Raw genomic sequence first — 26958 nt, 5'->3', positions numbered from 1 at the left:
CGATTGGGGCCGGCGAGGCGGACGATGAACCGAGACATTGCAGGGATCATTCTGGCCGGCGGCCAATCGCGGCGAATGGGCGGCGGCGACAAAAGCCTGCTTACTCTGGGAGGTCGCAGCGTACTCGACCGTGTCGTCGCGCGCCTTGCCCCGCAGGTCGGACCGCTGGCGCTGAGCGCCAACGGCGATCCGACACGCTTTGCCGGCTTCGGACTGCCGGTGCTTGCCGATACGGTTGAGGGTTACGCGGGACCGCTTGCGGGCATTCTGACCGGCCTCGAGTGGGCGTCCATGGCTTGCAGCGAGGTCGTCACAGTCGCCGGCGACACGCCGTTCTTTCCCGAGGATGTGGTCGGGCGGCTGGCCGCGGTGGTCAAGGACCGTCCCGGCGCGATCGCTGTCGCCAGTTCGGGTGGCAAGCGGCATCCGACATTCGCGCTCTGGCCGCTTGGTCTGCACGACGCCTTGCGCCGTTTCCTGGTCGATGAAGACAATAGGCGGGTCTCCGCCTTCATCGAGCGGTACGGCTTTGTCGATGTCGAATTTCCGATATGGAGCTCCGGTGGGCACGAGATCGATCCTTTCTTCAACATCAATACGCCAAACGACCTTGCCGAAGCCGAACGTCTGCTGCAGAGCATGGAGCCATGATGAGACGCGTTTTCGGCATCACCGGCTGGAAGAATTCCGGCAAGACGACACTGACCGAAAAGCTGGTCGCCGAATGTGCCCGGCGCGGCTGGAAAGTCTCGACGGTGAAACACGCCCATCATGAATTCGACATCGACAAACCAGGGGCGGACAGCTTTCGCCACAGGCAGGCCGGGGCCACGGAAGTCGCGATCGTATCGGACAGGCGCTGGGCGCTGATGCACGAATTGCGCGACGAGAACGAGCCGACGCTGGACGCGATCCTGTCACGGCTCGGCGCCTGCGATATCGTGCTGGTCGAGGGTTACAAGCGCGAGGCGCACAGCAAGATCGAAACGCGGCGGCTGGAGGCCAAGGACCGGGCACCGCTTTCGGCAAACGATCCGCACATAGTCGCCATCGCAGCCGACTTCGCCGTTGCGGGCGAGAACTTGCCAGTCTTCGATCTCGACGACGCGAAATCGATAGTCGACTTCATCGAGCGCACGACAGGTTTGACACGCTGAGGGTTGCCTAGGGAGCATTCGGCCGCCCTCTCTTTCCGTTACCGTGCTTGCCCCAACGTCAGCATTATCCGCGAATGCAAAATCCCGAAGGCAACGGTTTTGCAGTTGCTTTTTCTCGGAAAACAGTGGGAGTATCGAGCCAGCGGGCGGTCAAAAGCACCGCCCACAGAGCCGTTTGGAACGACGGCCGGGACACACAGAGAGGACCATCATGCGTATTGCACTGCGTATAGCGCTCGCCGCATCGGCCGCGCTGCTGACGCTTGGCGTTGCCCAAGCTCAGGAGAAGACCCTGAGGATTGGCACGGAAGGCGCCTACCCCCCGTTCAACAACCTGACCGCCGATGGCAAGCTCGAAGGCTTCGACGTCGACATCGCCAAGGCGCTTTGCGACGAGATGAAGGTGACGTGCACGTTCGTCGCGCAGGATTGGGATGGCATCATCCCGGCGCTTCAGGCCGGCAAGTTCGACGCCATCATCGCCTCGATGTCGATCACGCCGGAGCGTGCCGAGAAGGTCGACTTCACCAACAAATACTACAACACGCCACCGGCGATCGTCGCGCCCAAGGACAGCGACATCAAGGGCGTGACCAAGGAGGACCTGGCCGGCAAGACGATCGGCGTGCAGGGTTCGACGACGCATTTCAACTATTCGACCGCAACCTACACCGACAGCACGATCAAGCCCTATCCGACCGCGCAGGAATACCAGCTCGATCTGGCCAATGGCCGCGTCGATGCGGTCAACGACGATATCACCGTTCTCGAAGGCTGGCTTGCCACGCCGGACGGCGCCTGCTGCAAGCTGATCGGTGCGATCACGCCTGACATCAAGATCCATGGTCCGGGCGCCGGCATTGCCGTGCGCAAGGGCGAGACCGAGCTGGTCAATCAGTTCAACGCGGCGATCGATGCCATCCGCGCCAATGGAAAGTACAAGGAAATCAACGACAACTACTTCAAATACGACGTCTACGGCGGCGAGTCCTGATCCCTCCGGATTGACGGCGAACGGCAGGAAATTCCCGCCGTTCGCACAACAAGCGGCGCACGAGGGGTGACACCGCTGCTCTCAAGAGCCAATAAGGGAGACCAGGCAGGCGGATGCAAAGCGTTTGGACGCTGCTCAGTTGGGGACCCGAAGGCTGGCTCGACGACATCGCCTACGGCGTTTTCATCACCGTCTCGCTTGCAGCCGCGACTCTGCCCGTCGGTCTGGTGATCGGCTTTCTGGTCGCATTGGCCAAGCAATCCGGCGAGCCGTCGCTGCGGCTGGCCGGCAATATTTACACCACGATCTTTCGTGGACTGCCCGAGCTGCTGACCCTGTTCATCATCTTTTACGGTGCGCAAGTCGGCATCCAGCAAATAATACACCTGTATGATCCGACCGCCTCGGTCGAAGTGAATGCTTTTGTTTCCGGCATGATCGCGCTCGGCGTCGTCTTCTCGTCCTATGCCAGCGAAGTCTTCCTCTCCGCGTTCCGCGCCATCCCGAAGGGGCAGTACGAGGGCGGCTATTCGGTCGGCCTGTCGGGCTGGCAGACGATGCGACTTGTGGTACTGCCGCAGCTTATCCGTATCGCGCTGCCGGGTCTTGCCAATCTGTGGCTCATCCTGCTCAAGGACACCGCCCTGGTTTCAGCCATCGGTCTTACCGACATATTGCGGCAAGCGGGCGTGGCCGCCCGTGTGACCAAGCACGCCTTTTTGTTCTTCGGTGTCGCCGCTCTCATCTATCTGCTCCTCGCTATCATATCGTCCTTCGGCATCAACGCGATCGAACGTGCGGTCGGCCGCCAGCAGGTGCAGCGATGAGCGCTACCGCCACGGATGCCACCAAGATCGACCGCCCGCCGGCTTTGCCACGCGGCTGGCCCCGGCAACGCGTTCTCGGCTACGCGCTGGTCTGTCTGTGGATCGTTTTTCTGGCCGGGATCGCCGCCTATCTCATTCTCGCCTGGAACGGCGAACTTTTCGCGAAATACGCGCCCGGCTACGTATCGGGACTTGGCATCACCCTGCTGCTGGTCGCCATCTCGATCGTACTCGGCGCGATCCTGTCGGTGCCGATCGCTTATGCCCGCATGTCGAAGAACCGGGTTCTTTCGGGTCTGGCCTATGCCTATGTCTATTTCTTCCGCGGCACGCCGCTGCTGGCCCAGACCTTCCTTGTCTATTACGGAGTGGGCTCCTTCCGGCCGCAACTCGAGATGGTCGGCCTCTGGGGTTTTTTCCGTGAGGCGTTCAACTGCGCAATCTTCGCCTTCTCGCTCAACACTGCCGCCTATCAGGCGGAAATCCTGCGCGGCGCGATCCAGAGCGTACCCAGGGGCCAGTGGGAGGGCGCCGCCTCGCTCGGCCTGCACAAATTGCAGACGATGTGGAAGATCATCCTGCCGCAGGCATTGATCGTGGCGTTGCGACCCTACGGCAACGAGATCATCCTGATGATCAAGGGCTCGGCGATCGTCGCCATCATCACCGTCTATGATCTGATGGGCGTCACTCGGCTCACCTATTCGCGCACTTTCGACTTCCAGTCCTATGTCTGGGCGGCGATCATCTATCTGGTCATTGTCGAGATACTGCGCCACGCAGTCGAATGGATCGAACGGCGCATTACGATCCATCTGCAACGCTGACTCAGGGCAACCGGTTGAGCCCGATTGCCCTTCTTTTCTTGCTGTCTCAAACGCCGGCGGTCGCATCCGCGACCTTGGCTTCACGCGCCAAAAGGCGCGACGGCCAGTCGGCCTTGCCATTTTCGCTTCGCGGAAATGGTTCCCACCGAGCGCGACGAGCAGTAAACAGGACTTTTCCTTCACCCGATTGCCCTGAACACTGACTCCCATAGCCTTGCCTGATCCGCTAAGAAGGCCGGAAAGCTGGCTTCTAAGGGATTTGAAACATGGCATCGGTGGCATTTCTCGGTCTTGGCGTCATGGGCTATCCAATGGCCGGACATCTCAGGAACAAGGGTGGCCATGACGTCACCGTCTACAACCGCACCAAGGCCAAGTCCGAGCAATGGGTTGGCCAGCATGGCGGCGCCGCCGCCAGGACGCCGGCCGAAGCGGCCGACGGCAAGGACTTTGTCTTTTCCTGTGTTGGCAATGACGACGACCTTCGTGCGGTGACGATCGGCGCCGAGGGCGCCTTCCAGTCGATGAAGAAGGGAGCCATCTTCGTCGACAACACCACGGCCTCGGCCGAGGTCGCGCGCGAACTGGCGGAGAAGGCGCAAGTGCGCGGGTTTTCGTTCCTCGACGCGCCGGTCTCCGGTGGTCAGGCAGGCGCCGAAAACGGTGTGCTGACCGTCATGGTTGGCGGCGAGCAAAAAGCCTTCGACGAGGCGAAGCCTGTCATCGATGCCTATGCCCGCATGGTCGGACTGATGGGCCCAGCCGGCTCGGGCCAACTTACCAAGATGATTAACCAGATCTGCATCGCCGGATTAGTGCAAGGATTGGCTGAGGGTATTCATTTCGGCAAGAAGGCCGGGCTCGACATCGAAAAGGTCATCGAGGTGATTTCCAAGGGCGCGGCCGGATCGTGGCAGATGGAGAACCGTCACAAGACGATGAACGCCGGCAAATATGATTTCGGCTTCGCCGTCGACTGGATGCGCAAGGATCTCGGCATCTGCCTGGCGGAGGCCGACCGCAACGGCGCCAAGCTGCCTGTAACGGCACTTATCGACCAGTTCTACAAGGACGTTCAGGCAATGGGCGGCAAGCGCTGGGACACGTCCTCGCTGCTGGCACGATTGGAAAAATAGGTTTCACCGTGGCCGAGCTTTCGCCGCAATCCAGCGCCGAGGAGATTGTCGCCCATTTGCGCTCGATCGGCTCGGAGGAGAACCGCCGCGGCATGCTGCGCTATGGCATCAAGATCGAACGTGCGCTCGGTATCTCGCACGGCGTGCAGAGGCAGATTGCCCAGAAAATCAAGCGCAACCATGAACGTGCCTTCGAGCTATGGCAGACGGGTATCATGGAGGCACAGTTCATAGCTTCTGTCACGGCCGATCCGAAGCGGTTCTCTGCCGCGGATGCAAGACGATGGGCGGCGACTTTCGACTCTTGGGATATTGTCGACGGCGTCTCCGCTCTCTTTGTCGACACCGATTCCTGGAGGGATCTGATAGGCGAGTTCGCGGCCGACGAGCGGGAATTCGTTCGACGCACGGCGTTTGCCATGATGGCCTGGTCGGTCGTCCACCGGAAGAAGGAACCGGAATCGACTTTCCTCGACTTCCTGTCGGTCATTGAAGCGCAAGCCACCGACGGCCGAAATTTTGTGAAGAAGGCGGTAAACTGGGCGCTTCGTTCGATCGGCAAGCGATCGATGAGTTTGCACGGCCCTGCCCTTGCCCTGGCACAGAAGCTGGCGGTCTCCACCGACAAGACGGCTCGCTGGATCGGCAAAGATGCCGCAAGGGAACTTTCCAATGCCAAGACGCTCGAGCGGCTTGCCGCCAGGAAAGGCTAAAGGGGGCCAAAGCCGCTTTACGGACGTGACGCGATCGACGCGCGCCGATTTCGAGAACCTGTTCGAGCAGCCTGGCGCACCAAAATACTGCTGGTGCATGGCCTGGCGCCGTCTGGAGAACCGCGATCTGCACCCAATGATGAGAGGAGACGGGCCGTGATGGCGCTCGTCGAAGCCGGCACGCCGGTCGGCATTCTCGCCCATGCCGAAGGCAAGACCGTCGGCTGGTGCTCGGTGGCGCCACGCGAGACCTACCGCAAGATGTCGCGGCAGCAGGACGATACCGAGGCGGGCATATGGTCGATCGTCTGCTTCTACGTGCCGAGGGCGTCGCGCGGCAGTGGGCTGGCAAGCGCCCTGCTCGACGCGGCCATCGATCACGGTTTCGCCAACGGTGCCAGGACAATCGAGGCCTATCCGGTCGACAAGGCTTCGCCGAGCTACAGATTCATGGGATTTCGAAACATGTTCGTGGCCCGCGGATTCCACGAGATCGGCATGGCTGGCTCGCGCCGGCATGTGATGCGCTTGGAGCGTTGAGGGATGGTGCTACCGGCGCAGGTCGTGGACATCAAGTTCCTTCCACATCCACTCAAAACTGTAAGTGGCCATGGGATGAGCGCGGTCCGGCTGCCTCGCGGTCTGGTTTTCCAGATATTTGAGCCACTCGGCGACCTTTTGCCGGCCAGTTTGAGTCTTGACGGCCTGACGCGGTGTCTTATCCCCAAGCATCCCGACCGGCTGGTCGAGGGTTTCCCTATAATATTGATCCAGATATTCGTGGATGATCTGTTCAGCGAGTTCCGGCGGCATCTCCGATGAGGGCGTCTTGCCATCCTTGGCTGGCCGTTCGGCCATCATCTGCTGCATGGTACGGATTTCCGTGAGAGGTGTTCGGACGAGGTCGCCCAAGGCTCGCCGGATCAGGGCCGTCCCTTTTTCCGCCCGCATGGCGGAATTGGCGGATAGGCACAGGAAGCCGCCTCTCAACTCGATGTTGCCCAGCACGCGCAAATCGTTATCCATCACGGTGTCCAGGGAGAGTGTGCCCGCCTCTTTGGGTCTGTCCTCGCCTTGCGGCATGGTTTCCAACCAGTTCCAGAACTGGGCATTTTCCTGCGACATTCCCGCTATGCCGTTCAACCGGGCGGCGATGTCCGTCTGTGTCACGCCGGATGCCAAGGGAAAGCGGACATCATGAAACACGAATTCGTCGCCGTCAGCATTTTGGAGGATCTGCATGTCCACCGCCTTGCCAAGTGCGTCGAACATCCATGCGAGCGTGAACATGGGCGCCACCGTCCGTAGGTCTTCATCCTTGATGGCAGGCAGCTTTCTTGCGTTCTTTTTGCCCAACACGCCCAACAGGCCATCGAGCAAGGATTCGGTGGCCTCTCGGGTGAAGGGGAGAAGACCGCCAGAAAGGATATTCTTCCCGAGCACAGGCACGATCCTCACCGCGATCTTGTCCCACTGCCTCAACGCCTTGGTGGCGGTGCCCTCTCTGACGGCGATCGGTTCGCCACCGCGGAGAAGATCGCGCGCCATAAGCGATTGTCCTGGAACGATGTCGCTTACCTCATACAAGCTCATGACGGAGGTACGCAGCGCGCCCATATAGGCTCTCGATTGCGCGTTTTCCTTCCAGCCTCTGCGCTTGAGGTACTCATCGACGATGTTGCTGGGTTCGCCCTCGAAATCCTGGGTCAGGAAATCCTCGAAGGCACAGCCCCAAAGGGTCATTGCCATGTCGGCACCGAGGATTTCGGCCAGTTCTTCGAATTCCATGTCCCCGTCGTCGAGGATCGGGCCGAAATGATCATCGAACACTTCCGCGAAACATTCGCGCCATTCGTCGCGATCGAGGAATTTCATCAGCCCGCTGAGATCATGGCTGGTCGGCATGAAGCTTCTCCAGGCTCTGACGATAACCCGAACTACGGTCCGTCTTCCGGCATCGCTTGGTCGGGTTATTCTGCGCCACTGAGGTGACCGGGCAAGACGCTTTCGGCGATTTCCCTGCATTTTTCGGATCGAGTTCGCCGCGACGGCGCCGCTCCACACTTCATTGTGGCAGGAAGACACAACGACGGTTGGGTCCACGGTCACGACCCTCAAGGTTGTATTTTGCGATAAATGGATCACTCTTGCTGCTGACTGCCTCAGAGATCACAACGGCTTTTACTCGATCCCAGCCGCGGACTGGCGAAGAATGGTGCCCATGAACTTCCGTCTCAGATCAGGTGCGGCGCTGGCAGTGGCGCTGTGGCTTTCCATCGCGGCGGGCAGCGCTTCCGCCGAAACCGCGCGCATATTCTGGAAGGATCTGCGCCCGGCGACCCAGCCCGCCGCCGAAAGTGTCGGATTGCCGATGATCGCGGCAAGAATGCCCGATCATGGCGAGACACTGTCCCTCAACCTGCAGGACAAGACCGTCCAACTGGCGGGGTACGCGCTGCCGGTCGATCGCGAGGGCGATCTCGTCTACCAGTTCCTGCTGGTGCCTTGGACGGGTGCGTGCAGCCACATGCCGACACCGCCGCCCAATCAGATCGTGCTCGTCACGCCCTCCCGCCCCTACAGGATATCGCAGTCCTACCAGCCCGTTTCCGTGACCGGCGTATTGGAGCCGGGCATGGAGAAAAGCCAGCTCTTCCTCCTCGACGGCGCCAGCGTCATCCAGTCGGGCTATACTGTGCGCAAGGCGCAGGTGATGGACGTCGATGTGGTGCCGGACACCATCACGTTGCCGCCAAACTCGCCGTGGCGTTTTCTCAACAAAAAGAAGAACTAAGCAAAAAATCCTCAGGCGGCGTTCGCGCCCGATTCCTTGTCCAGCACCATATAGTCCAGCGGTATTTCGGTCGTGTACTTGATCTGCTCCATGGCAAACGAAGACGACACGTCGCGGATCTCGATCTTGGCGATCAGCCGCTTGTAGAAGGCGTCGTAAGCAGCGATGTCGGGCACCACCACGCGCAAGAGATAGTCGACGTCGCCGCTCATGCGGTAGAACTCGACCACTTCCGGAAATTCCTGGATGACCTCCGAAAAGCGCCGCAACCATTCATGGCTGTGCGAATTGGTGCGAATCGACACGAACACGGTGACGCGCACATTGACCTTTTCATGGTCGAGGATGGCGACGCGGCGCTTGATAACGCCTTCCTCCTCGAGCTTCTGGATGCGCCGCCAGCAGGGCGTCGTCGACAGTCCGACTTTCTTGGCGACATCGGCGACCGCGAGCGTCGCGTCCTCCTGCAAGAGGCGGAGGATTTTTCTGTCAAGGCGGTCCATTGGGCGCTCCCACGAGGATAGACTAGGAATAGATTGGCTATAATCCTTCTTATTTTGGCCGTTCACAAGAAAGAAATTCTGCCAGATGCCGCAAAAGCGAGTGATTTCTTGCTCGCGCCTCAGCCGAGGCGATAGCGGATTTCCGCTCTCAGAAAGGGCAGCAAATCCATTTCAAACCACGGATTGCGCTTAAGCCAGCCGGTGTTGCGCCACGACGGATGCGGCAGCGGCAGCGCTTTCGGGCTGCTGGGCGCACTCCAGATGGTGCGCCAATCCATCACCGTCTCCGTCAGCGAGGGCCGGCGCGCGGCGCCCATGTGCCAGGATTGCGCATAGAGGCCGATCGTCAGCACCAGGTCGATGCGCGGCATCAGTGCCATCAGCGGCGCACGCCAGGCCGGCGCACATTCGCGGCGCGGCGGCAGGTCGCCGCCCTTGGCATCCTGGCCGGGAAAGCAAAAGCCCATCGGCACAATGGCGAATTTTGTCGTATCGTAGAATTCCTCGCTGCTGACGCCCAGCCAGCTTCGCAACCGATCGCCGGAGGCGTCGGTGAACGGCATGCCTGACATATGCACTTTGGTGCCCGGCGCCTGGCTGGCGATCAGGATGCGGGCGCTCGACGAGGGTCTTAGCACCGGGCGCGGCTCGTGCGGCAACGGCCGACCGACCGGGTTTTCGACGCAGATACGGCAGCTGCGTACCCTCGCCGCGAAGTTTTCCAGCTCTTCGCTCATTCCCGGGGGACTCGCTCTCAGGCGGCGGCGCTCGGCCGGCTGGAAATCGCCTGATGCCAGCGCAGCACGTTGGCGCAGTCTTCCGGCACCTTGATACGCGCCGGCTTCATGAAGTCGATGGCAATCAGCCCGGTGATGTCGGCAATCGAATAGGCATCGCCGGCGACGAATTCCCGGTCCGCCAACTCTTCGTCGAGCAGTTTCAGGAATCCGACGGCCTTCGGCTTGTTGGCCTCGCCCCATTCGGGAATTTGCGGAACCTCCCACTCTTTCATCGCCGGGTGGATGTGCCGGAACGCGGCGGTGACGCAACCTAGCAGGTTGAGTTCCATGCGTCTTTGCCACATCTCGACCAGCGCCTTGCCGAGCGCGCCGCGCCCGAACAAAGCCGGCTCCGGATGCAGTTCCTCGAAATAGCGGCAGATCGCGACGGATTCGGTGATGACGGTGCCGTCGTCGAGTTCGAGCACCGGCAGACGCTGCAGCGGGTTGCGCGAACTGACCGGCTCTTGCTTGTGTCCGAATGCGCCCATGTCGATGGGCACCAGCGGAACCTCGATCTCCTTCTCTGCGAGGAAAACCCTAACCCGCCTTGGATTGGGTGCACGACCACCATCGAACAGCTTCATTCCATTCTCCCAGTTTGCTCCAACAATCTATAACGATCCTCACCAGAAACGAAAAATTTCTCGCAAGGCATCGCCGATCGAAGCCAAAGTGCCGTGTTTTCTCTCGACCACCTCGCGATCGTGGCTCTGGCGCCAATCGTGCGGCTCGTCGAAAGTGCCGGCCCAGATGCCGGCCTTGCCGGAGCGCGCGGCGGCTTCCTCGGTTTCGAAATCGCCATAGGCGACCGCCCATCCGGCCTCGACCTGGGCGCGGTTGAGATCCTTGTCGCCGACCCTGCAATCGCCGAGCAGCCGGCCGTATCGGTCGCGCTGCCAGCCGGTGCAGGAGACGGGCTTGCCTGATATCAGCCGCACCAGTGACTGCCGCGCCAGCTTGCCGCAGGGATAGTCGGCGCCGTTCTTGCGGCAGATTTGCGAATACTCCGGTGCGTCGATGCCACGCATGCGGATGCGCTCGCTACCGAGTGTGATCGTGTCGCCGTCATTGACGACGGCGGCCCCCTCCGTCCTGCGCGTATCGATCCGGTCAAGGCGCGCCGCCAGAACGATCAGCAGACCGAGAACGATAACGGTCAGTGCGTAGTCCACCAGCCGGCGCCACAGGCTTCGCGGCCGCTGCGGTACGTATCGTCGCCGCGGTCGCCGCGACCAAGAACGGCTCATATGGCAAACCGTTGGTTAATCATTCGAACGTAGCTTAACACTTTGAAACCGCTGCGCGCTTAAATTGAAGTCTCCATGCCCTTGCAACGCTCGACCACAGCGGACAAGTTTATTGTGGACCGCAGGAAACCCCATCGCAACAGCGATGTGGCGCGCGCGGTGCGCAAGACGCGCGACCGTCTTTCGCAGCAGGCAGGCAATCCCGATTTCGACCGCGAGCTTTTGAAGCTCCACGCCCAGGCGATGACAGGCAACGCGATCGTCGTTCCGCTTCTCGTCCTGGCAGCTGCGGCGACGGGTCTGTTTGCTGGGGCGGGTAGGGAAATTGGCGTCTGGGTGCTCTTTACACTCATCTGCTACGCCATCGTCGTGTTCATGGCGAGGCGCGTCGATCGGACGGAAGCTGCCGAACTCAACCCGCTGCAAACCCACAGTGATTTCTTGATAGGCCATTTCCTTTGCGGCCTGGGCTGGGCCTGGTTCGCCTGGCTCGGTTGCGACGCTTGCCAGGTCGATCAGTTCCAGCTCATCAAGGCGGTGGTGCTGCTGCTTGCCATGGCGGCGACCGCGATCACAGCGTCATCCCTGCGCGGTGCGCTGCTGTCGACCTTTGCCATTCCTGTGGCGGTCTACGCCTATGCCGGTGCGCGGCACTGGATGTCGGTCGATCTGATCATGGCCGGATTGCTGATCGTCTCGCTGCCCTTCTTCGCCTATGTGGCGCGCAACCTCAATCGCGCGTCCTTGATGGTGCTCTCGTTCCGTTCCGAAAAAGATGCGCTGATCGCCGAATTGGAGACGGCGAAATCAATGTCGGATGAAGCGCGGCGACGGGCGGAAGACGCCAATCTGGCAAAGTCGCGGTTTTTGGCCTCGATGAGCCACGAGCTGCGGACGCCGCTCAACGCCATTCTCGGTTTCTCGGAGGTAATGGCGAACGAAGTGCTCGGACCAATGAGTAACCCGACCTATCGCGATTATGCCCGCGACGTCCATGAGTCCGGTCAGCATCTGCTCGATCTGATCAACGAAATCCTCGACCTGTCGCGCATCGAGGCGGGCCGCTATCAGCTTAACGAGGAGCCGATAATGCTGCTCTCCGTCGTCGAGGATTGCTGTCATATGATGGAACTGAAGGCGCGCAACAAGGACATCCGTATCGTCCAGGATTTCGAAAGCGCCTTGCCGCGCCTGTTCGCCGACGAACGGGCGGTGCGACAGATCGCGCTTAACCTCCTATCGAATGCCATCAAATTCACCGGGACTGGCGGTGAAATCCGCGTGCGCGTCGGCTGGACTGCGGGCGGCGGCCAATACCTCTCCATCAAGGACAATGGCCCGGGCATACCGGAAGACGAGATTCCGGTCGTGCTGTCCGCCTTCGGCCAGGGCTCGATCGCCATCAAGAGTGCCGAACAAGGCACCGGGCTCGGCCTGCCGATCGTCCAGGGTCTGCTCGCCATGCATGGCGGCGAGTTCGAACTTCATTCCAAACTGCGCGAAGGCACCGAGGCGATCGCCATCTTCCCGTTGAGCCGGGTGATGGAGGAATTGCCGGCACTGCCGACCAAGGCGGTTGCCGCGCGCCGGCGCTGAGCGCTGGCTCACGATAGCCAGGCACCGGGTGCCTGAATCGTTGCGGATAAGCCGATTTGGCAATAGCCTTGCCCAGGCGGGCCATCCAACGTTTCTTCCGAGCCAAGGCAATCAGGGGCCAAGGCAATCAAATGAACAGAAGACGTCTATTGCAAACGGTGGCAGCGATCCTGTTCTTGCGGTCGTGGATACTCGGGCCGGCACAGGCGGCGGCCCGTCCGACCTCGCGCGTCCGTCCGGCCGAACCGGAATGGCCAGCGAAAGCAAGTTGGGACCGGCTTGGCCGGCAAGTCGGGGGGCAACTCGTAAAGGTCCAGCCGCCGCTAGCCGCATGCATGAAGGCGCCGTCAGGTTCCCGCTGTACGGATGTCTTCAAGGAACTGAAGAATCCCTATTACCTCGGCGACGAGATCGGATTGACACAGACGCTTGGCTGGGTCGACGGTTGGACATCGCAACCCAGCGAATATGCAGTTGTTGCCCGAACGAACGATGATGTCGTGGCGGCGGTCAATTTCGCCCGTGACAATAATCTGCGGCTCGTGGTTAAGGGCGGCGGCCACAGCTACCAAGGCACATCCAACGCCGCGGACTCCTTGTTGATCTGGACCCGGAAGATGAAGGCCATCACCGTGCACGATGCGTTCGTCGGTGTTGGATGCGCCGGACGACAACCGCCCCGGCCGGCGGTCACGATCGAGGCGGGCGCAATCTGGGGGCAGGCATATGACGCCGTCACCACGAAAGCGGGGCGCTATGTCCAAGGCGGCGGTTGCCTGACCGTCGGCGTCGCGGGCCTGATCCAAAGTGGCGGGTTTGGAAGTTTCTCGAAGGCCTATGGAATGGCGGCGGCGAGCCTGCTGGAAGCGGAGATCGTCACTGCCAACGGCGCTGTCACAACCGCCAACGCCTGCACAAATCCGGACCTGTTCTGGGGGATCAAGGGTGGAGGTGGCGGTAGCCTCGGGGTTGTGACGCGGCTCACGCTGCGGACGCACGAGTTGCCGGAGTTCGTCGGCGCCGTGTTCGCCACGATCGATGCCACGTCCGACACCGCCTTCCGCCGACTGATCGTAAAGATCGTGGAATTCTACAGCAAGGCGCTGTTCAATCCGCACTGGGGCGAGCAGATTGCCTTCCGGCCGGGCAATGTTCTCGCGATCTCGATGGTATTCGAAGGTCTGGACCAACAGCAGGGTGAGACGATCTGGCGGCCGTTCTTCGACTGGGTGGCCGGTTCGCCGCAGGATTTCAGCCTCGAAGCGGAGCCGGTGATTATCGCCGTCCCGGCTCGAAATTTATGGGATCCTGAATTTCTCAAGAAAATACCCGGATTGGTGCTCGCCGACGACCGCCCCGATGCCGGCAAGGCCAAAATATTCTGGGCAAGCAATCTGGAGGAGACGGGACAGGTTCTGCACGGCTACCAGTCTGCATGGATTCCGTCATCCCTTCTCCAGGCGGACCGGCAGCAGAACCTTGCCGACGCCCTGTTCGCGGCTACCCGCCACTGGACTGTCTCCCTGCATGTCAACAAGGGCCTTGCGGGCGCTCCTGCCGAGGTGATTGACGCCGCCCGCCAGACGGCGACCAATCCGGCGGTGCTGGATGCTTTCGCGCTGGCCATCAGCGGCGCCGAGGGACCGCCGGCATACCCCGGCATTGCCGGTCGCGAACCCGACCTGGCGGCTGCCCGTCGAGATGCGAGTGCAATCGACAAGGCCATGAACGAAGTGCGCAAGCTGATACCGGCCGTCGGCTCATATTTGGCGGAAAGCGATTTCTTCGACGAGAGGTGGCGAGAGGCCTTTTGGGGTTCGAACTACATCAAGCTTCTCGCGGTGAAGGACAGATACGATCCGGACGGCCTCTTCTTCGTGCACCACGGAGTGGGCAGCGAGCGCTGGAGCGATGATGGGTTCACGAGATTGACTTGACAGCGGAGCGTGACGGCCGAGACGAAACAGCCTATGGCTGCTTGCGACGCAGCGCCAGTCCTTGGGCTCTCGTCACTGGTCGCGAACCGCCGCAGCCATGCCCGAGCTGGTGAGCGCCGCGGCTTTGACCAGGCTCGCGGCAAGTGCCGCCCCTGCCCCCTCGCCGTGGCTCACGCCGAAATCAAGCAGCGGGCGCAGGCCTAGCCGCCCGGCAGCCCGAGCATGCGCAGGCTCCGGCGAAAGGCTCGCAAGAAGACAATGGTCTAGCGCGATGGGATTGGCTGCATGCAGCGCGGCGGCGGCGGCGGTCGCCACCAATCCATCGAGCAGCACCGGGATTTTCTGCATCCGGGCGGCGAGGATGGCGCCGGCGATCGCCGCGAATTCACGGCCGCCAACCCGCCGCAACGCTTCGAGTGGATCCCTCAGGCTTGTGCCGTGGAAGGCCAGCGCCGCATCCACAACATCGGCCTTCCGTGTCCGCATTGCCGCATCCGCGCCCGATCCGGGTCCGACCCAATCGGCGCCGTTGCCGCCGAACAGCGCTGCACACAAGGCGGCGGCGACGGTGGAATTGCCGACACCCAGATCGCCAAGGCAAAGCAGATCGGTGCCGCCGGCGACCGCTTCCATGCCGAAGGCCATGGTGGCGGCGCAGCCACGCTCGTCAAGTGCCGCGTCCTCGGTGATGTCGGCGGTCGCAATATGCAACGCGAGATCGAACACCTTCAGCCCCAGATCGTTGGCGATGCAGATCTGGTTGACCGCAGCACCGCCGGCCGCGCAAAGCTCGACCGCATTCGCCGTGGCAGCGACAGGCCGCGGCGAAATGCTGTGACGAGCGACGCCATGATTACCGGCGAAGATCGCTACCAGGGGCCGGTTCACCGCCGGCGGTGCACGACCGCTCCAGGCGGCGAGCCACGCGGCGATGTCCTCGATGCGGCCGAGTGAACCATTGGGCTTGTCGGCCTTGGCAAATAGCGAGCGGACGCGGGCTTCGGCCGCCGTGTCGGCCGGCGGCAGGGTCGCCAGAAGATTGCGAAAATCGTCGAAGGGCAGCGCGCTGGTCATGTCGTTGGTGATCATTCCCTGAGTTGGTGAGCGGCATAGCCGCCCTGCTCGGCCGGCACAACTGCCTGCATTGACGCGAATGCGGTTGCCGGCGGCGCATTTCGGAGGGCTTGCATTGGCCTTGCCGTCGCACCATGTGGAAGCGAGACAAGGGCTTCCTGACGGAATCCTGTGAGAACATCATGACGGCCATCGAATCTCCATGCATCCTGGTCTGCTCGATCGATATGAAAACCGGCTTCTGCTTCGGTTGCGGCCGCACGCGCGAGGAAATCGGCGCCTGGATAGACATGGCTCCTGAGGTCCGCCGCAATGTCATGGCCGAGCTGCCGGCCCGGTTGGAAACGGTCGAGCGGCGACCGCGCCGGGAAACGCGCCGCACCCGCCTCGCGCGCGAACGCGACGCTCTCTCGTGAGCCACATATGAACCGGCTTTTCTGGGTCTTGATGATCGCGATCGGGCTGGGCGTGGCGCTGCTCATGCTCAACGATTCCGCTGGCAGCACGTTCGGTGTCGAGAATCATGATTTCGGCCGGCTCGTCTGGCTGGGCGCATTGGTCGCGCTCATCGGCGCCGGCCTGCTTCGGTCAGGCCGGTCCTTAGGCGCCATGACGCAAAATCTAGGCATCTGGGGCGTCATCGTGCTGGCACTGATCGCCGGCTATCAGTACCGTTACGAATTGCAGGATTTCGGCAGCCGGGTAACGGCGGGCCTCGTTCCCGGCAGTCCGCTGGCATTGGGCCTGGAAGACGGCCACGCCACGGTGACCCTGGACAAGGCCGGCAATGGCCATTTCGAAGCGCGCATCATGGTCAACGGCACGCCGGTCCGGGCCGTGGTCGATACCGGCGCAACCAGTACCGTGCTGACCGCGCAGGACGCGCAAGCGGCCGGGTTCAATTCTGCCGCTCTCGACTTCACCGTACCGGTTTCCACCGCAAACGGCATGGCGCGCGCCGCCGCCGTGAAAATCGACGAATTGGCGATCGGCGGGATCGTGCGCAAGGACATGCCGGTCATGATCGCAGCGCCCGGCATGCTCGGCCAGAGCCTGCTCGGCATGAATTTCATCGGCTCACTGTCCGGTTTCGACGTGCGGGGCGACCGCATGACCTTGCGCGATTGAACAGTCGGGCTGCTTCGGCCCCGCTCAGTGAGCGTTGAGCATCTCGACCGCTTGATCAAACCGGCCGTCCCGTTCCGCCCAGCGCAGGAAGCCGACGCGCTCCACCAGGATCTCCTTGGGTGTCGGCTCACGACTGAACAACGCCATCACCTCGTCCATGAACGCATCGAGCGGCATATACTCGTCACGCGTTGATTGGCCCGGCGTAAGTTCGGTGCGAACCGCGGGCGGCGCGAGCTCGATCACCTCGACCCTGCCCTTGAGCTGCTCACGCAGCGACACCGTATAGGAATGGATCGCCGCCTTGGTGGCGTTGTAGGTCGGCGTGCCGCTCAACGGCACGAAGGCGAGGCCTGACGAGACGTTGACGATCACGGCATTTTGCCGGGCCGCCAGATGGTCGATCAGCGCGTTGGTGAGGCGGATCGGCCCGAACAGGTTGGTGACGATCGTCTGCTCCGCATCGCTGAGGTCGCGGGTTCTGGTCAGATCTTCGCGACGCATGATGCCGGCATTGTTGATTAGCACGTTGAGCGCCGGGTACTCGTTGACTACGCGCTTGGCAAATGCCGTGATTGCTTCCGGATCTTCGACATTGACGACCATTGCGCGCATGCCTTCACGCCCGGCGATCGTCTGTTCGAGCGCTTCCCTGCGCCGTCCCGCAACGATCACAGTGTTTCCAAGCGCATTGAACCGCAGCGCCAATTCCTGCCCGATCCCGGATCCGCCACCCGTGATGAGGATCGTGTTTCCTGTCATTTTCATCGTTCTGTGCTCCATGCTACGGGAGCCATGGCGACAGCCGCCAGCACGGCTCGTCTCGGTACTTCGTTCTGTCCAGACACATGGCTCCCTTTCCCTGTCGAGCGGGCTGCTCGGTCGGGGGCATCTCATACCGAACGGCGCGGACGGCAGCTTGCCAACGCATGCGCAAAACTTGCGCGATCCTGCAGCCCGGATGAAGTTTGTCTGCCGGCATGCTAGGATCGCCCTCGTTGAAGGAGACATCGCATGGACGTACTCAAACATGCCGTTCATACCTATGCCACCCGCCATGCAAACCGGGATGGCCTGGCGCTGACGCCGGTGCCGGGCCTGCGGATGATGTGCGTCGAGTCACCGCTTGGCGACTTGCATTCGATCTATCGGCCTTTGGTCTGTCTGGTTCTGCAGGGTGCCAAGCTCATGACCGTGGGCAGGGAGCAGCAAATCTTCTCCGCTGGGCAATCCGTGATCGTGAGCGCGGACGTGCCGGTCGTCGGACGGATCGTGCAGGCAAGCCGGCGCCTGCCCTATCTGGCCGTCGCGATCGAACTCGAGATGGCGCTGCTGCGCGAGATCGCCGCGCAGCTGGGCAGCGTGCGTGCGCAGCGCCCGTCAGAGACGCGCACCTTGTTCGCTGAAGACACCAATGCCGCGATTCTGGATTGTGCGGTGCGCCTGATGCGCTTGCTGGACCGACCGGATGCTACGTCGCTCCTGCGCCCCGGAATTATGCACGAGCTGCATTACTGGCTCCTCTCCGGTCAGCACGGCGCAGCCTTGCGGTCGCTTGCCGATCCGAACAGCCATGCCAGCCGTCTCGCGGCGGCCATCGCGATGCTCAGAACCGGGTATCGATCGCGTGTTCCCGTCGAGCGCCTGGCGGCGGCGGCGGCGATGAGCCTGACGGCCTTCCACAAGCACTTCAAGCACATGACCTCACTGACGCCGGGACAGTATCAGAAGCGGCTTCGCCTGCTCGAGGCACGCCGCCTCATGCTCGATGAGGGCTTTTCGGCAACCAGCGCTGGGCTCGAGGTGGGCTACGAGAGCATCTCGCAATTCACGCACGAATATCGCCGCACATTCCAGGCGCCGCCAAAGCGCGATGCGTTGCGCAATCGATCCATACCCCGCCAGGTCAGAGAAGAAAAGCAGGACGGCGAGCGGGCAAGCGCCGCTTAGTTGACAGCTTTGCCTCAGCTATCGACGGTCCTGCGGAACGGACCGCGGAAGACGTGCAAGCGACCGCACGATCTTGCGCGATTGAACAATCAGGCTGCTTCGGCGTCCGTCCCGCCGAAATCGATGGCGGCGAAAGCTGCCTTCAGCACATCCGGTCCGGCGCCAGGCCTTGCCGCATCGGTCGAGAGGATCTGCCGGTAGCGGCGCGCACCGGGCAGGCCGTGGAACAAGCCGACCATGTGCCGGGTGACATGGCCAAGCCGCCCGCCCCGCTCGATATGACGCGCCGCATAATCCGCCATGGCATCGATCGGCGCGGCGAAATCGAACGCGCCGGGTTTGTCGCCGTAAAACGCGGCGTCGACGCCTGCCAGAATGCCCGGCGTATGATAGGCGGCGCGGCCGAGCATGGCGCCATCGACATGATCAAGATGCCGAAGCGCTCCTTCAATCGACTGAATTCCGCCGTTGATGCCAATGAATTTGTTCGGTTTTATGGCTTTCAACCGATACACGCGACCATAGTCGAGCGGCGGGATATCGCGGTTTTCCTTCGGGCTCAGCCCTTCCAGCCACGCCTTGCGGGCATGCACCCACAGCGCATCGGCGCCGGCCGCGAACACACCGTCCGCCAGCCTATCGAGCGCCGGCTCGGGATCCTGCTCGTCGACGCCGATGCGGCATTTGACGGTGACGGGGATGCCGACAGAAGCCTTCATCGCCGCGACGCAATCGGCGACCAGAACCGGTGCTTTCATCAGGCAGGCGCCGAACGTACCCGACTGGACGCGGTCGGACGGGCAGCCGACATTGAGGTTGATCTCGTCATAGCCGAAGGTCTCGCCGATGCGCGCCGCCTCGGCAAGCTTGTGCGGATCGGAACCGCCGAGCTGCAGCGCGACCGGATGTTCCGTGTCGTCGAAGCCGAGCAAGCGCTCGCGCGCGCCCTGGATGACCGCGTCGGCCACGACCATCTCGGTGTAGAGCAGCGCTTGGCGCGTCAGCTGGCGATGGAAGAACCGGCAATGCCGGTCCGTCCAGTCCATCATCGGCGCGATTGCTAGGCGGAAGTTCTTGTAATTGCTCATTTTTCCTTCTATCACCATAACTTGCGTCGGATCGATGCAGTACCGTCTTCGGCCAATTTTTGCCGATTTAGGCTCATTTTTGGCGCCAAGGTACTGCAATGCAGTACCGACGTCGCTCGTGCAGTACCGATAAGGAGCCTACGTCGGCATGGGGACAATTATACCACGGAAGCGTAGAGATGGGTCGACTGCGTATCAGGCACAACTGCTAATAAAGCGTGCCGGCAAGATCCTTCATCGAGAGGGCCGCACGTTCGACCGCAAGCAAGCCGCAGCGGCATGGCTGGAAAAGCGCGAGATCGAGCTTGCGAAGCCCAGTGCTCTTGAGCGGATAAAGGCTACAGACCCCACCCTTGCTTCCGTCATTGATCAGTACACGGAGGAGTCTATAGCAGATCGGCCGGACGAAGGCCCAGGTGCTTCGCGCGATCAAGACCTATGACATTGCCAACAAGCCATGCTCCGAAATCACGAGCACCGACATCGTGTCTTTTGCGAACCAACTCGTCGCAAATGTCACCCCTCAGACCGTTGGCAACTACATGTCCCACTTGGGGTCGGTGTTAGCGATCGCAAGGCCTGCGTGGGGTTACGCGCTCGACCCAACGGCCATGACGGACGCCTCTATCGTAACTCGGAAACTCGGGGTTTCGAGTAAGAGCAAAGAGCGAAGCCGAAGCGGCGCGCATATGGCGGCGCTTGTGACGGTCGCCCGCTCCTTCTCCGACAACGGATCCACACACACATAGGACAGCCCGCTCCTACCTGCTCTTTTGCTCGATGCAATACGCCTTGTTCTGCTCGAATAATCGTTGGTTCGGATACCGCACGAGGCCCTTGTCGTAGATCGCAATTGCCCCGTCCCAGTCCTTCTTGTCTATGAACGTCTTTGCCCACTGGTTGTACGCGAGCACTGCGAGCTTCTCCACGTCCTCCTCCCTTTCCGCGAGGTCCTTCAGCCTCTCGAGTACCGCGAGCGCCTCCTCTTGTTCCCCGTCCCGTACGAGAGCGCTCACCGTGTTACTTAAGTGGTTCTGCGCCGATCGCGCCACTTTCTGAACGCCCGGGAACTTCTGCTTCAACGCGCGCAGCACGTCCGCCGCCTTGTCTGGCCCCTGCGCGGCGGCAACTTCCTTCGCCCACTCCTGCGCAAACCATCCGATATTCCCCTGAAGCACTTCCATCGTGGGGAACCGCGCGAGGCCCGCCGAATAGACGTCTGCCGCCTTCTCCCACCGGCCGTCCTGCATGTGGCGTCTGGCCCAACCGTCGTACGCCGCGAAGTACAGCTTCTGCGCTTCGTCTCCCGGCAGGAGCTCCTTCCCTTGATCCACTGCCGCGAGTGCGACCTCGAACTTCCCATTCTCAATCGAGTCGTGGACAGTCCGGGCCACTTCCCTGCCGCCAGACTTCGCGACCGACTCGATCCCAGGAAACTTCGCCGAGAGGGCGTTCGCGACCTCGGCCGCCGCCGTGGTCCCCCCCTGCGCGTAGGCGGCCTTAGTCCACTCCTGACCGAGGTACGCGACGTTCTGCTTGAGCAAGTCCGCCTCAGGATACTTCGCCAGCGCCCTCACATACACGTCCGCCGCCTGTTCCCACTGTCGGTCCTTGAGGTGACGCTTCGCCCAGTTGTCGTAGGCATAGAGTGACACCTCGCGCACCCCTGCAGCGTCCTTCATAAGGTCCTTTGCCTCCTCAACCGCCGCGAGCGCGTCCTCGAACTTCCCCGCATCGGCCAGCCCGTACGCCATCCGGCGCACGTGGCTATCCGCCGCCGAAATCACGTGCTCGTTTCCGGGGAAACGTGCCGCGAGACCACGCAGCGCTCCGAGAGCCTCCGGCTCACCCTCTTTCTTGGCCAGGGCGGAGGACCACTCCTGCCCGAAGTAGCCGAGCCATTTCTCGAGCTCTTTACGCGGCTCCCCCCTGAGCACCTCGAAGCCCGGCACAGCCACTGCGAGTGCGTCGTCCCACCGGCCTTCTCGAATGCGTGCGTCCGCTGGCCGGATGTATACGAGCGATTCCATTCCTTGGAACCCGCCGCCGGGCACCGCGGCGATGGCTCTCTGGAGGATGGCGAGCGCCTCGGATGGTTTGCCGGCGTCCACCGCGCTGAGCGCCCATTGGCTCCAAACAGCCGAGTGGTTATTGACAAGCGTCGCGTCTTTCGGCGCCAGCGCGAGACCCGTCGTCACGACTTCCAAGGCCTCCTCAAACTTGCCCTCGTGCGAGAGTTCCGCTCCCCACTTCGCGAGAACAGCGAGCGCGTTCTTCACCGCCGAGCCGAATTCGGGGTCGAGGCTCATCGCACGAAAGTTCGCCACAAGCGCCTCGTGGTAGCGTTTAGCATCCGAGAGCAACACGCCATGGTTGTAGTAGATGATCGCCGCAAGCCCCTCCTCATCGACCTCTCGGCGCTGGTCGCGGTGCGCGTCGGGGATGTAGCGGAAGCCCGTCATTTGCTCGAACTTGGCGATGGCGGCCTGGTCCCGCGCGGGGTTGAACCCATTGGCGTTGGTGGTCTCCACGTCCAAATGCCGCGTGCCGTCGTATAGGATCGAGAACGCGTGGTCGGGCACCTCGATCGCGCGCACGTCCAGCCCAAGCCGTAGCGCGAGCACGTTGTAGAGCGCGGCGGACGACACGCAATTGAACGTGCCCGTGTCCAAGATCACGGACAGATCGGTCTGATGCGCCACGTAGCCCTTCGACATCGGCCCTCTGTGGAGCCACTTCAGAAGCGCCTCTCCCTTGGCCGCAGGATTACGCGCGTTCGCGACCGCCGCTCGGGCCTGCTGCTCCAGCGTGTCCAGGCGTCTCAGGTACTTCTTCCTCTTCCCCGCGTCGACGACGCCCGACGCCAGCAGCGCAGCTTCGGCGAACTCCACGGGCGTCAACCGGCCCGCCTTTGCTTTTGCGAACATCGCCTTCTCGTCGTCGGAGACCGCCACCTTGAGCGACGTCGTCTTCTCTAGGCGACTGAGCACGTCGAATGCCTGCGCTGGGGACTCTGAAAACGCGTAATGACTCTTCGGCTCACCCTCCCGACCCATGACCTCCACTTCAGCCGCGGCCACCGTGCGCGTCCCAGACTGCGGCGCGAGTCGCACAATTATCCAGCGCGCCGCCGTGGCGGGGAACTCGAACCTCTGCGGCTTGCCCTCTGCCGCGAGCGGGTCAGCGCGAAGGGATCGGAAGCCCGCGTGCGCCGACACCGTCGAAACAAGAATCTCCACGCGAGCCGCCGCGCGCTCCGAGCCTTCCGGCAGCGTGACCCTGATCCCCTCTGGCGCCACAACGCCTCCACCGAACGTGAACGTGACGTCCAGCGGTGTGGCCGCCGTCGCGTCAATCTCCGCCACCGTTGTCGCATCGCCGTCCGTCAACCGGGCGATCGCGGCCACGTCGGCGGGGGACGTGGTCGATTCGACCTTCGCCGAAGCGAGCCGCAGCAGGTTCACGGGTTTGTCGTCGAGGGCGAATCCAGTCCGCGCCGCCAGGAGAACCGCAGCGACGGTGAGGCCGGCTAACCTCCTCGACCGAAGAGACTTCCACGTCATTGGCGCAACCCTCCGTGTGTGGCTCGGACCTTCGGGGGGATTGCTTGCGGATTGTCCCCGACATTATTCCGGCGGTCCCGTCACATGAGGCAGAATACCACACAACAGAGACTGCTAGCACTCGCTCCCGCCCAAGGATCATTGCTTCGGAACAAAATGCTTCTAGGTGTGGAATGTTTTGTGCAGCAGCCCAGCGGCGCGGAAACGGGTGGCAGGCGAAATGAAGTATTTCTTCGATAACTTGGCAGGTGTCCATCACAGTCACTGCCGTCATTGCGAATCTGGCCGCATATCGCCATTATGCTTGAGGACGGGGCGTTTATGATATCCTTAAATCCTTTTGCAAGAGAAGGTTGGCTGCGCACTGTGTCGCGGCCAGTCCGACGCGAGTTGCCAAATGCGTTTCGACGAAAACTTGCGACATTAAGAGCGCGTTCTAATCGAAGTGGCCATCCCGGGACGTTCATTGGCGTCACAGGAAGTTCGGGCAAGACAACCACCGCTAGCCTGCTGGGACACGTGCTCGACGCATATGCGCCAACCACCACCCAGGCGATCTACAACACCGCGGATGACATAGCGCTGGCGGTGGCATCCGCATCTCGAAACAGCGAGTTCGTCGTTCTGGAAGTAGGCGCTTCCCGAAAGGGATCGATAGCGCGATCTGCTCGTTTGATAGACCCCGATGTTGTGATCGTTACCATCGTCGGTCTTGAGCACTATAGTGCATTTCGCAGCCTCGAGGCGGTGGCCGATGAAAAGGGCTGTCTGGTGAATGCGGTCAGACCTGGAGGCTTTGCCCTCCTCAACGCAGACGACGAACACGTACTCGCCATGCGTCACCGAACGCGCGAGCGCATTGTCACCTATGGCCGGGACGAGCGGGCCGACTTCCGCGTCCTATCAGCCGAGTTCTCCTTCCCAGGTCCGTTGCGCGTTCGCATCGCCTGGAAAGGCAATGAGGAGACCATCGTTTCTCCCCTTCCGGGGAGGCACTTTTGGCTCGCGGTCGCAGGCGCTTTTGCGGCAGCCGTCGAACTTGGCGTTTCGCCAGATCAGATCAAGGAACGAATAGCCAGCTTTGTTGGCGTTCAGAATCGCTGCCAAATCATGGAGGTACCCGAAGGCCCCACCTTCATCGTCGACGCAGCCAAGGCTCCCTTCGGAACGATAGACCTCGCCTTCGATGTTATGAGTGACGCCACAGACAGACGCCGAAAAGTCGTCATCGGCCAAATCTCCGACTATGCCGGAAATCCTTATTCCAAATACACGAAGGTCTATCAACGGGCGCGCGCGGTTGCTGACGAGGTTATCGCGGTAGGGGAAAATGCACACAAAGTCCGCGCTACGGAAGGGGACATCGCATCGGGACGGTTCCGCCGATTCCGCGACGTTTACGATGTCTATTCTTACTTCAAGGAAACGGCTGTCGAAGGCGACCTCATTCTTTTGAAAAGCTCGAGCAGCCTGCATCTGGAGAGAGTTGCGCTTGCCTGGACCAGCGATGTCAAATGCTGGGAAAAGCGATGTGGTTTCACCATAGGCTGTGTAAGTTGCGGTCTCTATACCCACCCTTTCCACGAGCATGGCCCAATTCGGCGCCGGGAGAACCGACGCCGACGCTGGGAAAAGATCAGGCGTTTGGTCGCCGCGCCCTTAAGGCTATTCCGGATATGAACCCGCCGTGGTCAAGCGTTTTATAGGCCGGCCAGATCCTCCATGGCCACACCCGCGCCTTTTACAGTCTCGCGCACGTTACTCGCATTCGTACGACGATACCAAAGCGACCGCACGAGTTTCCTCGCCTGCAGAAAATTTCCCCATACGGACCGAATTACAATCTTCTTGCGTCTCAGGTCGGATCGTTCGCCTTCCAGAGTTGATCCACCGAGTTGGAAGCTTACTTCGTCAACCAAATTGGGAGAAGTCGACCACACGCGCATGGAAAATTCCCACGGATGGGAAAAGTCCTCATCGATAGGCCTGAACAAATGACGGCGATATAGAAGCGATTGAGCTGTCTGCCTTTTGATCAGATAGGCTACCGCACCGGAGGCCGGATACTTGTACCCGACCAACTGCGTTGCCCCGATTTTAGCCGACTCAACGACTTTCTTATGATTAAAATCGAAGAATTTTATGATGCCCCAAATGCCTCGGTGAGAGATAGCATCGTTTACCGCCAGAATGAATTGCTCGTCGTTACGGATTTTGAAATCGTCCTCAAAAATCAACGCAAAATCCATCCCTCTGCGCGTCACTTCTTGCCAGATCTTCCGATGCCCAAGATAGACGGAAATCTCGCCTCTCGTGAGCGAACGCTTGTGAAGGATCCAGTTCAGAATGCGTGAGTATGCGCGGTCAATGTCGGCGCTGTTTTGATCGATGCCCTGCACGAAATCAAAAGAAAAGCCGAGGCGGCATAATTCACTGGCGGCGTGCGTCCTGCGGACTCCGCCTGGAGTTTCTATGGTAAGAACGAATACGCCCAGGTTTGGAAATTCGATTGCGCGAAAGGAAGAACTATCCATGGTCTTTGGTCGCCGAGGCCTTTAGAGCCCTTAGCTTTTTCCGTGCTGAAGACGCATAGATCGAGCGGGGAAATTCACAAATTTTGTCAAACAACGATCCGAATTTGTAGGCGCCTGTGGTTTCTCCAAATTTCTGGTGGGCATAGATTTTGCCTAACCCGGTGTATTTTCGACCGAGGTAATGCTCCGGAATGAGGGTATGGGACGGCCAAATGACGATCTCGGGGCGGAGTTCCTCTATAAGCTCGGCAACAAAAAGGTTGCCCGTTTGGCGCCAGGGATGATCGAGCTGCTGCGGCGGTATTTCCGACAGCCGGTCGATAATTTCTCTTAGGAAAGGATGGTTTGGCGTTGAAGCCACGATAGGGGCAACCAGTTGTCCCCTCAGAAACTCGTTCTCATAGACGGTGTAGAGTTTGCCTCCGTCATCGAACAGGTCATCAATAGGGTTAACGCAAATACTGTCTGCGCCGGCGACGTAACCGCCATGCTTGTACAGTATTTCATACCGTAGCAAATCGGCAGCGCCTGCATACCATCCCCGCTTCATGTACTCATTGATCTGGGGCCGAGTCCTAAACTCTCCGCCGTTCAAAAAATCATTGTCGTAACGCGTGTAATTCCAATTGGGATGCTTGTCGATCCACGTTTGCATCCAGTCTATCGGAGCGACCTTAGGACCAATCCAAATGTGCCCGAGGTTCCTGGGTATATTCATGGGACGATATTCGCCACATGACCTGCCTTCTTGCGAAGGCGAGCGGCGGCCTCCGTCATCCGGCTTTCCAGCACACGGTATTGCAGCGCTTTACGCGCTGCCAAATGAAAGGGCGATAATCCAGCAGTTCGTGCGAGAGAAGGCGCACGAGCAGCGCTGCAACCTTCGCCAAGGTCGGAAAATTGTACTAGGCCGCGCCAAAACATGACACAGTCCGCCCCCACAAGCATTTGCTCTGTCATCCCCCGAATTTAGCCCAACCAATCGACATTGCCGAAGGCAGCTACAGTCAACCGAACGAATCGCTATCTAGATTTCACTAAATTAACTACCTGGAGAGCATCGTAACTGGCGTTGTTGCGATGGCCGTCGCTCGCAGCCAGCCGAGAT

The 26958-nt window shown here is 61.1% G+C and carries 26 protein-coding genes; 15 read left to right on the top strand and 11 right to left on the bottom strand.

Going from position 1 to position 26958, the window contains the following annotated elements; genetic code table 11:
• Window positions 1-24: 24 nt before the first annotated feature.
• The 8 genes from mobA to AC0NID_RS21985 all read left to right on the top strand — a co-directional run bounded on the left by mobA (window position 25) and on the right by AC0NID_RS21985 (window position 6194).
• Window positions 25-651 (top strand): molybdenum cofactor guanylyltransferase MobA, encoded by a 627-nt coding sequence (gene mobA, locus AC0NID_RS22020; protein WP_473456313.1) that lies wholly within the window; start codon window positions 25-27, stop codon window positions 649-651.
• Window positions 648-1157 carry a molybdopterin-guanine dinucleotide biosynthesis protein B gene (gene mobB / locus AC0NID_RS22015; RefSeq protein WP_473456314.1) on the top strand — a complete coding sequence of 170 codons (510 nt, stop codon included), beginning with the start codon at window positions 648-650 and terminating at the stop codon, window positions 1155-1157. The genes mobA and mobB overlap by 4 nt, the downstream gene beginning before the upstream one ends.
• A 211-nt stretch (window positions 1158-1368) precedes the next feature.
• Window positions 1369-2151: an ABC transporter substrate-binding protein gene (locus AC0NID_RS22010; RefSeq protein WP_473456315.1), complete on the top strand. Its 783-nt coding sequence runs from the start codon at window positions 1369-1371 to the stop codon at window positions 2149-2151.
• A 113-nt stretch (window positions 2152-2264) separates the two neighbouring features.
• Window positions 2265-2978, top strand: coding sequence for an ABC transporter permease (locus tag AC0NID_RS22005; RefSeq protein WP_145716257.1), 714 nt, complete (start codon window positions 2265-2267; stop codon window positions 2976-2978).
• Window positions 2975-3805 carry an ABC transporter permease gene (locus tag AC0NID_RS22000; RefSeq protein WP_473456316.1) on the top strand — a complete coding sequence of 277 codons (831 nt, stop codon included), beginning with the start codon at window positions 2975-2977 and terminating at the stop codon, window positions 3803-3805. The genes AC0NID_RS22005 and AC0NID_RS22000 overlap by 4 nt, the downstream gene beginning before the upstream one ends.
• Before the next feature lie 266 nt (window positions 3806-4071).
• Window positions 4072-4941, top strand: a complete 870-nt coding sequence (locus tag AC0NID_RS21995; protein WP_473456317.1) for an NAD(P)-dependent oxidoreductase — start codon at window positions 4072-4074, stop codon at window positions 4939-4941.
• Between the two features lie 8 nt (window positions 4942-4949).
• On the top strand, window positions 4950-5654 hold the full coding sequence (locus tag AC0NID_RS21990; protein WP_473456318.1) for a DNA alkylation repair protein: 705 nt from the start codon (window positions 4950-4952) through the stop codon (window positions 5652-5654).
• 159 nt (window positions 5655-5813) lie between these two features.
• Window positions 5814-6194, top strand: a complete 381-nt coding sequence (locus tag AC0NID_RS21985) for a GNAT family N-acetyltransferase (protein ID WP_473456350.1) — start codon at window positions 5814-5816, stop codon at window positions 6192-6194.
• Between the two features lie 9 nt (window positions 6195-6203).
• Here the strand turns inward: AC0NID_RS21985 and AC0NID_RS21980 are convergent, their stop codons facing one another.
• The gene (locus AC0NID_RS21980; RefSeq protein ID WP_473456319.1) at window positions 6204-7559 is read right to left on the bottom strand and encodes a DUF7986 domain-containing protein; all 1356 of its coding nucleotides are present in this window, start codon (window positions 7557-7559) and stop codon (window positions 6204-6206) included.
• A gap of 316 nt (window positions 7560-7875) precedes the next feature.
• Here AC0NID_RS21980 and AC0NID_RS21975 point away from each other — a divergent pair, with 316 nt between their 5' ends.
• Complete coding sequence (locus tag AC0NID_RS21975; RefSeq protein ID WP_473456320.1) at window positions 7876-8448, top strand: DUF3299 domain-containing protein; 573 nt, start codon at window positions 7876-7878, stop codon at window positions 8446-8448.
• An 11-nt stretch (window positions 8449-8459) separates the two neighbouring features.
• On the opposite strand, the gene AC0NID_RS21970 is transcribed toward AC0NID_RS21975, so the two are convergent.
• The 4 genes from AC0NID_RS21970 to AC0NID_RS21955 form a co-directional block, all read right to left on the bottom strand.
• Complete coding sequence (locus tag AC0NID_RS21970; RefSeq protein WP_006205209.1) at window positions 8460-8951, bottom strand: Lrp/AsnC family transcriptional regulator; 492 nt, start codon at window positions 8949-8951, stop codon at window positions 8460-8462.
• Window positions 8952-9070: 119 nt separating this feature from the next.
• Entirely contained in the window at window positions 9071-9766 is a 696-nt protein-coding gene (locus AC0NID_RS21965) for a uracil-DNA glycosylase family protein (protein ID WP_473456351.1), read from the bottom strand.
• A complete protein-coding gene (locus AC0NID_RS21960; protein ID WP_473456321.1) occupies window positions 9706-10317 on the bottom strand; it encodes a glutathione S-transferase in 612 nt (203 codons plus the stop codon). The genes AC0NID_RS21965 and AC0NID_RS21960 overlap by 61 nt, the downstream gene beginning before the upstream one ends.
• A 39-nt stretch (window positions 10318-10356) precedes the next feature.
• A complete protein-coding gene (locus tag AC0NID_RS21955) occupies window positions 10357-10980 on the bottom strand; it encodes a thermonuclease family protein (protein WP_473456322.1) in 624 nt (207 codons plus the stop codon).
• Window positions 10981-11055: 75 nt separating this feature from the next.
• On the opposite strand from AC0NID_RS21955, the gene AC0NID_RS21950 reads away from it, so the two are divergent.
• The gene (locus tag AC0NID_RS21950) at window positions 11056-12576 is read left to right on the top strand and encodes a sensor histidine kinase (RefSeq protein ID WP_473456323.1); all 1521 of its coding nucleotides are present in this window, start codon (window positions 11056-11058) and stop codon (window positions 12574-12576) included.
• A gap of 500 nt (window positions 12577-13076) precedes the next feature.
• Complete coding sequence (locus tag AC0NID_RS21945) at window positions 13077-14513, top strand: FAD-dependent oxidoreductase (protein ID WP_474033328.1); 1437 nt, start codon at window positions 13077-13079, stop codon at window positions 14511-14513.
• Window positions 14514-14585: 72 nt separating this feature from the next.
• Here the strand turns inward: AC0NID_RS21945 and AC0NID_RS21940 are convergent, their stop codons facing one another.
• Window positions 14586-15587: a nicotinate-nucleotide--dimethylbenzimidazole phosphoribosyltransferase gene (locus tag AC0NID_RS21940; RefSeq protein WP_473456353.1), complete on the bottom strand. Its 1002-nt coding sequence runs from the start codon at window positions 15585-15587 to the stop codon at window positions 14586-14588.
• Window positions 15588-15769: 182 nt separating this feature from the next.
• On the opposite strand from AC0NID_RS21940, the gene AC0NID_RS21935 reads away from it, so the two are divergent.
• Together AC0NID_RS21935 and AC0NID_RS21930 are read left to right on the top strand one after the other, a co-directional pair.
• A complete protein-coding gene (locus AC0NID_RS21935; protein WP_473456324.1) occupies window positions 15770-16003 on the top strand; it encodes a DUF1289 domain-containing protein in 234 nt (77 codons plus the stop codon).
• 7 nt (window positions 16004-16010) lie between these two features.
• The gene (locus AC0NID_RS21930) at window positions 16011-16715 is read left to right on the top strand and encodes a TIGR02281 family clan AA aspartic protease (protein WP_473456325.1); all 705 of its coding nucleotides are present in this window, start codon (window positions 16011-16013) and stop codon (window positions 16713-16715) included.
• A gap of 24 nt (window positions 16716-16739) precedes the next feature.
• On the opposite strand, the gene AC0NID_RS21925 is transcribed toward AC0NID_RS21930, so the two are convergent.
• Window positions 16740-17483, bottom strand: a complete 744-nt coding sequence (locus AC0NID_RS21925; protein WP_473456326.1) for an SDR family oxidoreductase — start codon at window positions 17481-17483, stop codon at window positions 16740-16742.
• Window positions 17484-17729: 246 nt separating this feature from the next.
• Here AC0NID_RS21925 and AC0NID_RS21920 point away from each other — a divergent pair, with 246 nt between their 5' ends.
• Window positions 17730-18665, top strand: a complete 936-nt coding sequence (locus tag AC0NID_RS21920) for an AraC family transcriptional regulator (protein WP_473456327.1) — start codon at window positions 17730-17732, stop codon at window positions 18663-18665.
• A gap of 89 nt (window positions 18666-18754) precedes the next feature.
• Here the strand turns inward: AC0NID_RS21920 and dusA are convergent, their stop codons facing one another.
• Both dusA and AC0NID_RS21910 read right to left on the bottom strand, forming a co-directional pair.
• Window positions 18755-19753, bottom strand: a complete 999-nt coding sequence (dusA, locus tag AC0NID_RS21915; RefSeq protein WP_473456328.1) for a tRNA dihydrouridine(20/20a) synthase DusA — start codon at window positions 19751-19753, stop codon at window positions 18755-18757.
• A 761-nt stretch (window positions 19754-20514) separates the two neighbouring features.
• Window positions 20515-23316, bottom strand: coding sequence for a tetratricopeptide repeat protein (locus AC0NID_RS21910; RefSeq protein WP_473456329.1), 2802 nt, complete (start codon window positions 23314-23316; stop codon window positions 20515-20517).
• A 519-nt stretch (window positions 23317-23835) separates the two neighbouring features.
• Between AC0NID_RS21910 and AC0NID_RS21905 the strand changes: the two genes are divergently transcribed.
• Window positions 23836-24996, top strand: coding sequence for a Mur ligase family protein (locus AC0NID_RS21905; protein ID WP_474033327.1), 1161 nt, complete (start codon window positions 23836-23838; stop codon window positions 24994-24996).
• A 20-nt stretch (window positions 24997-25016) separates the two neighbouring features.
• Here the strand turns inward: AC0NID_RS21905 and AC0NID_RS21900 are convergent, their stop codons facing one another.
• The gene (locus AC0NID_RS21900; protein ID WP_473456331.1) at window positions 25017-25850 is read right to left on the bottom strand and encodes a glycosyltransferase family 25 protein; all 834 of its coding nucleotides are present in this window, start codon (window positions 25848-25850) and stop codon (window positions 25017-25019) included.
• On the bottom strand, window positions 25843-26505 hold the full coding sequence (locus tag AC0NID_RS21895) for a glycosyltransferase (RefSeq protein ID WP_473456332.1): 663 nt from the start codon (window positions 26503-26505) through the stop codon (window positions 25843-25845). Before AC0NID_RS21895 ends, AC0NID_RS21900 begins: the two co-directional genes overlap by 8 nt.
• Between the last annotated feature and the right edge of the window lie 453 nt (window positions 26506-26958).

The organism is Mesorhizobium sp. WSM4821, assembly GCF_055901555.1.
The sequence above is the reverse complement of the archived record's forward strand: the minus strand, read 5'-3'. Positions and strand labels throughout refer to the sequence as shown.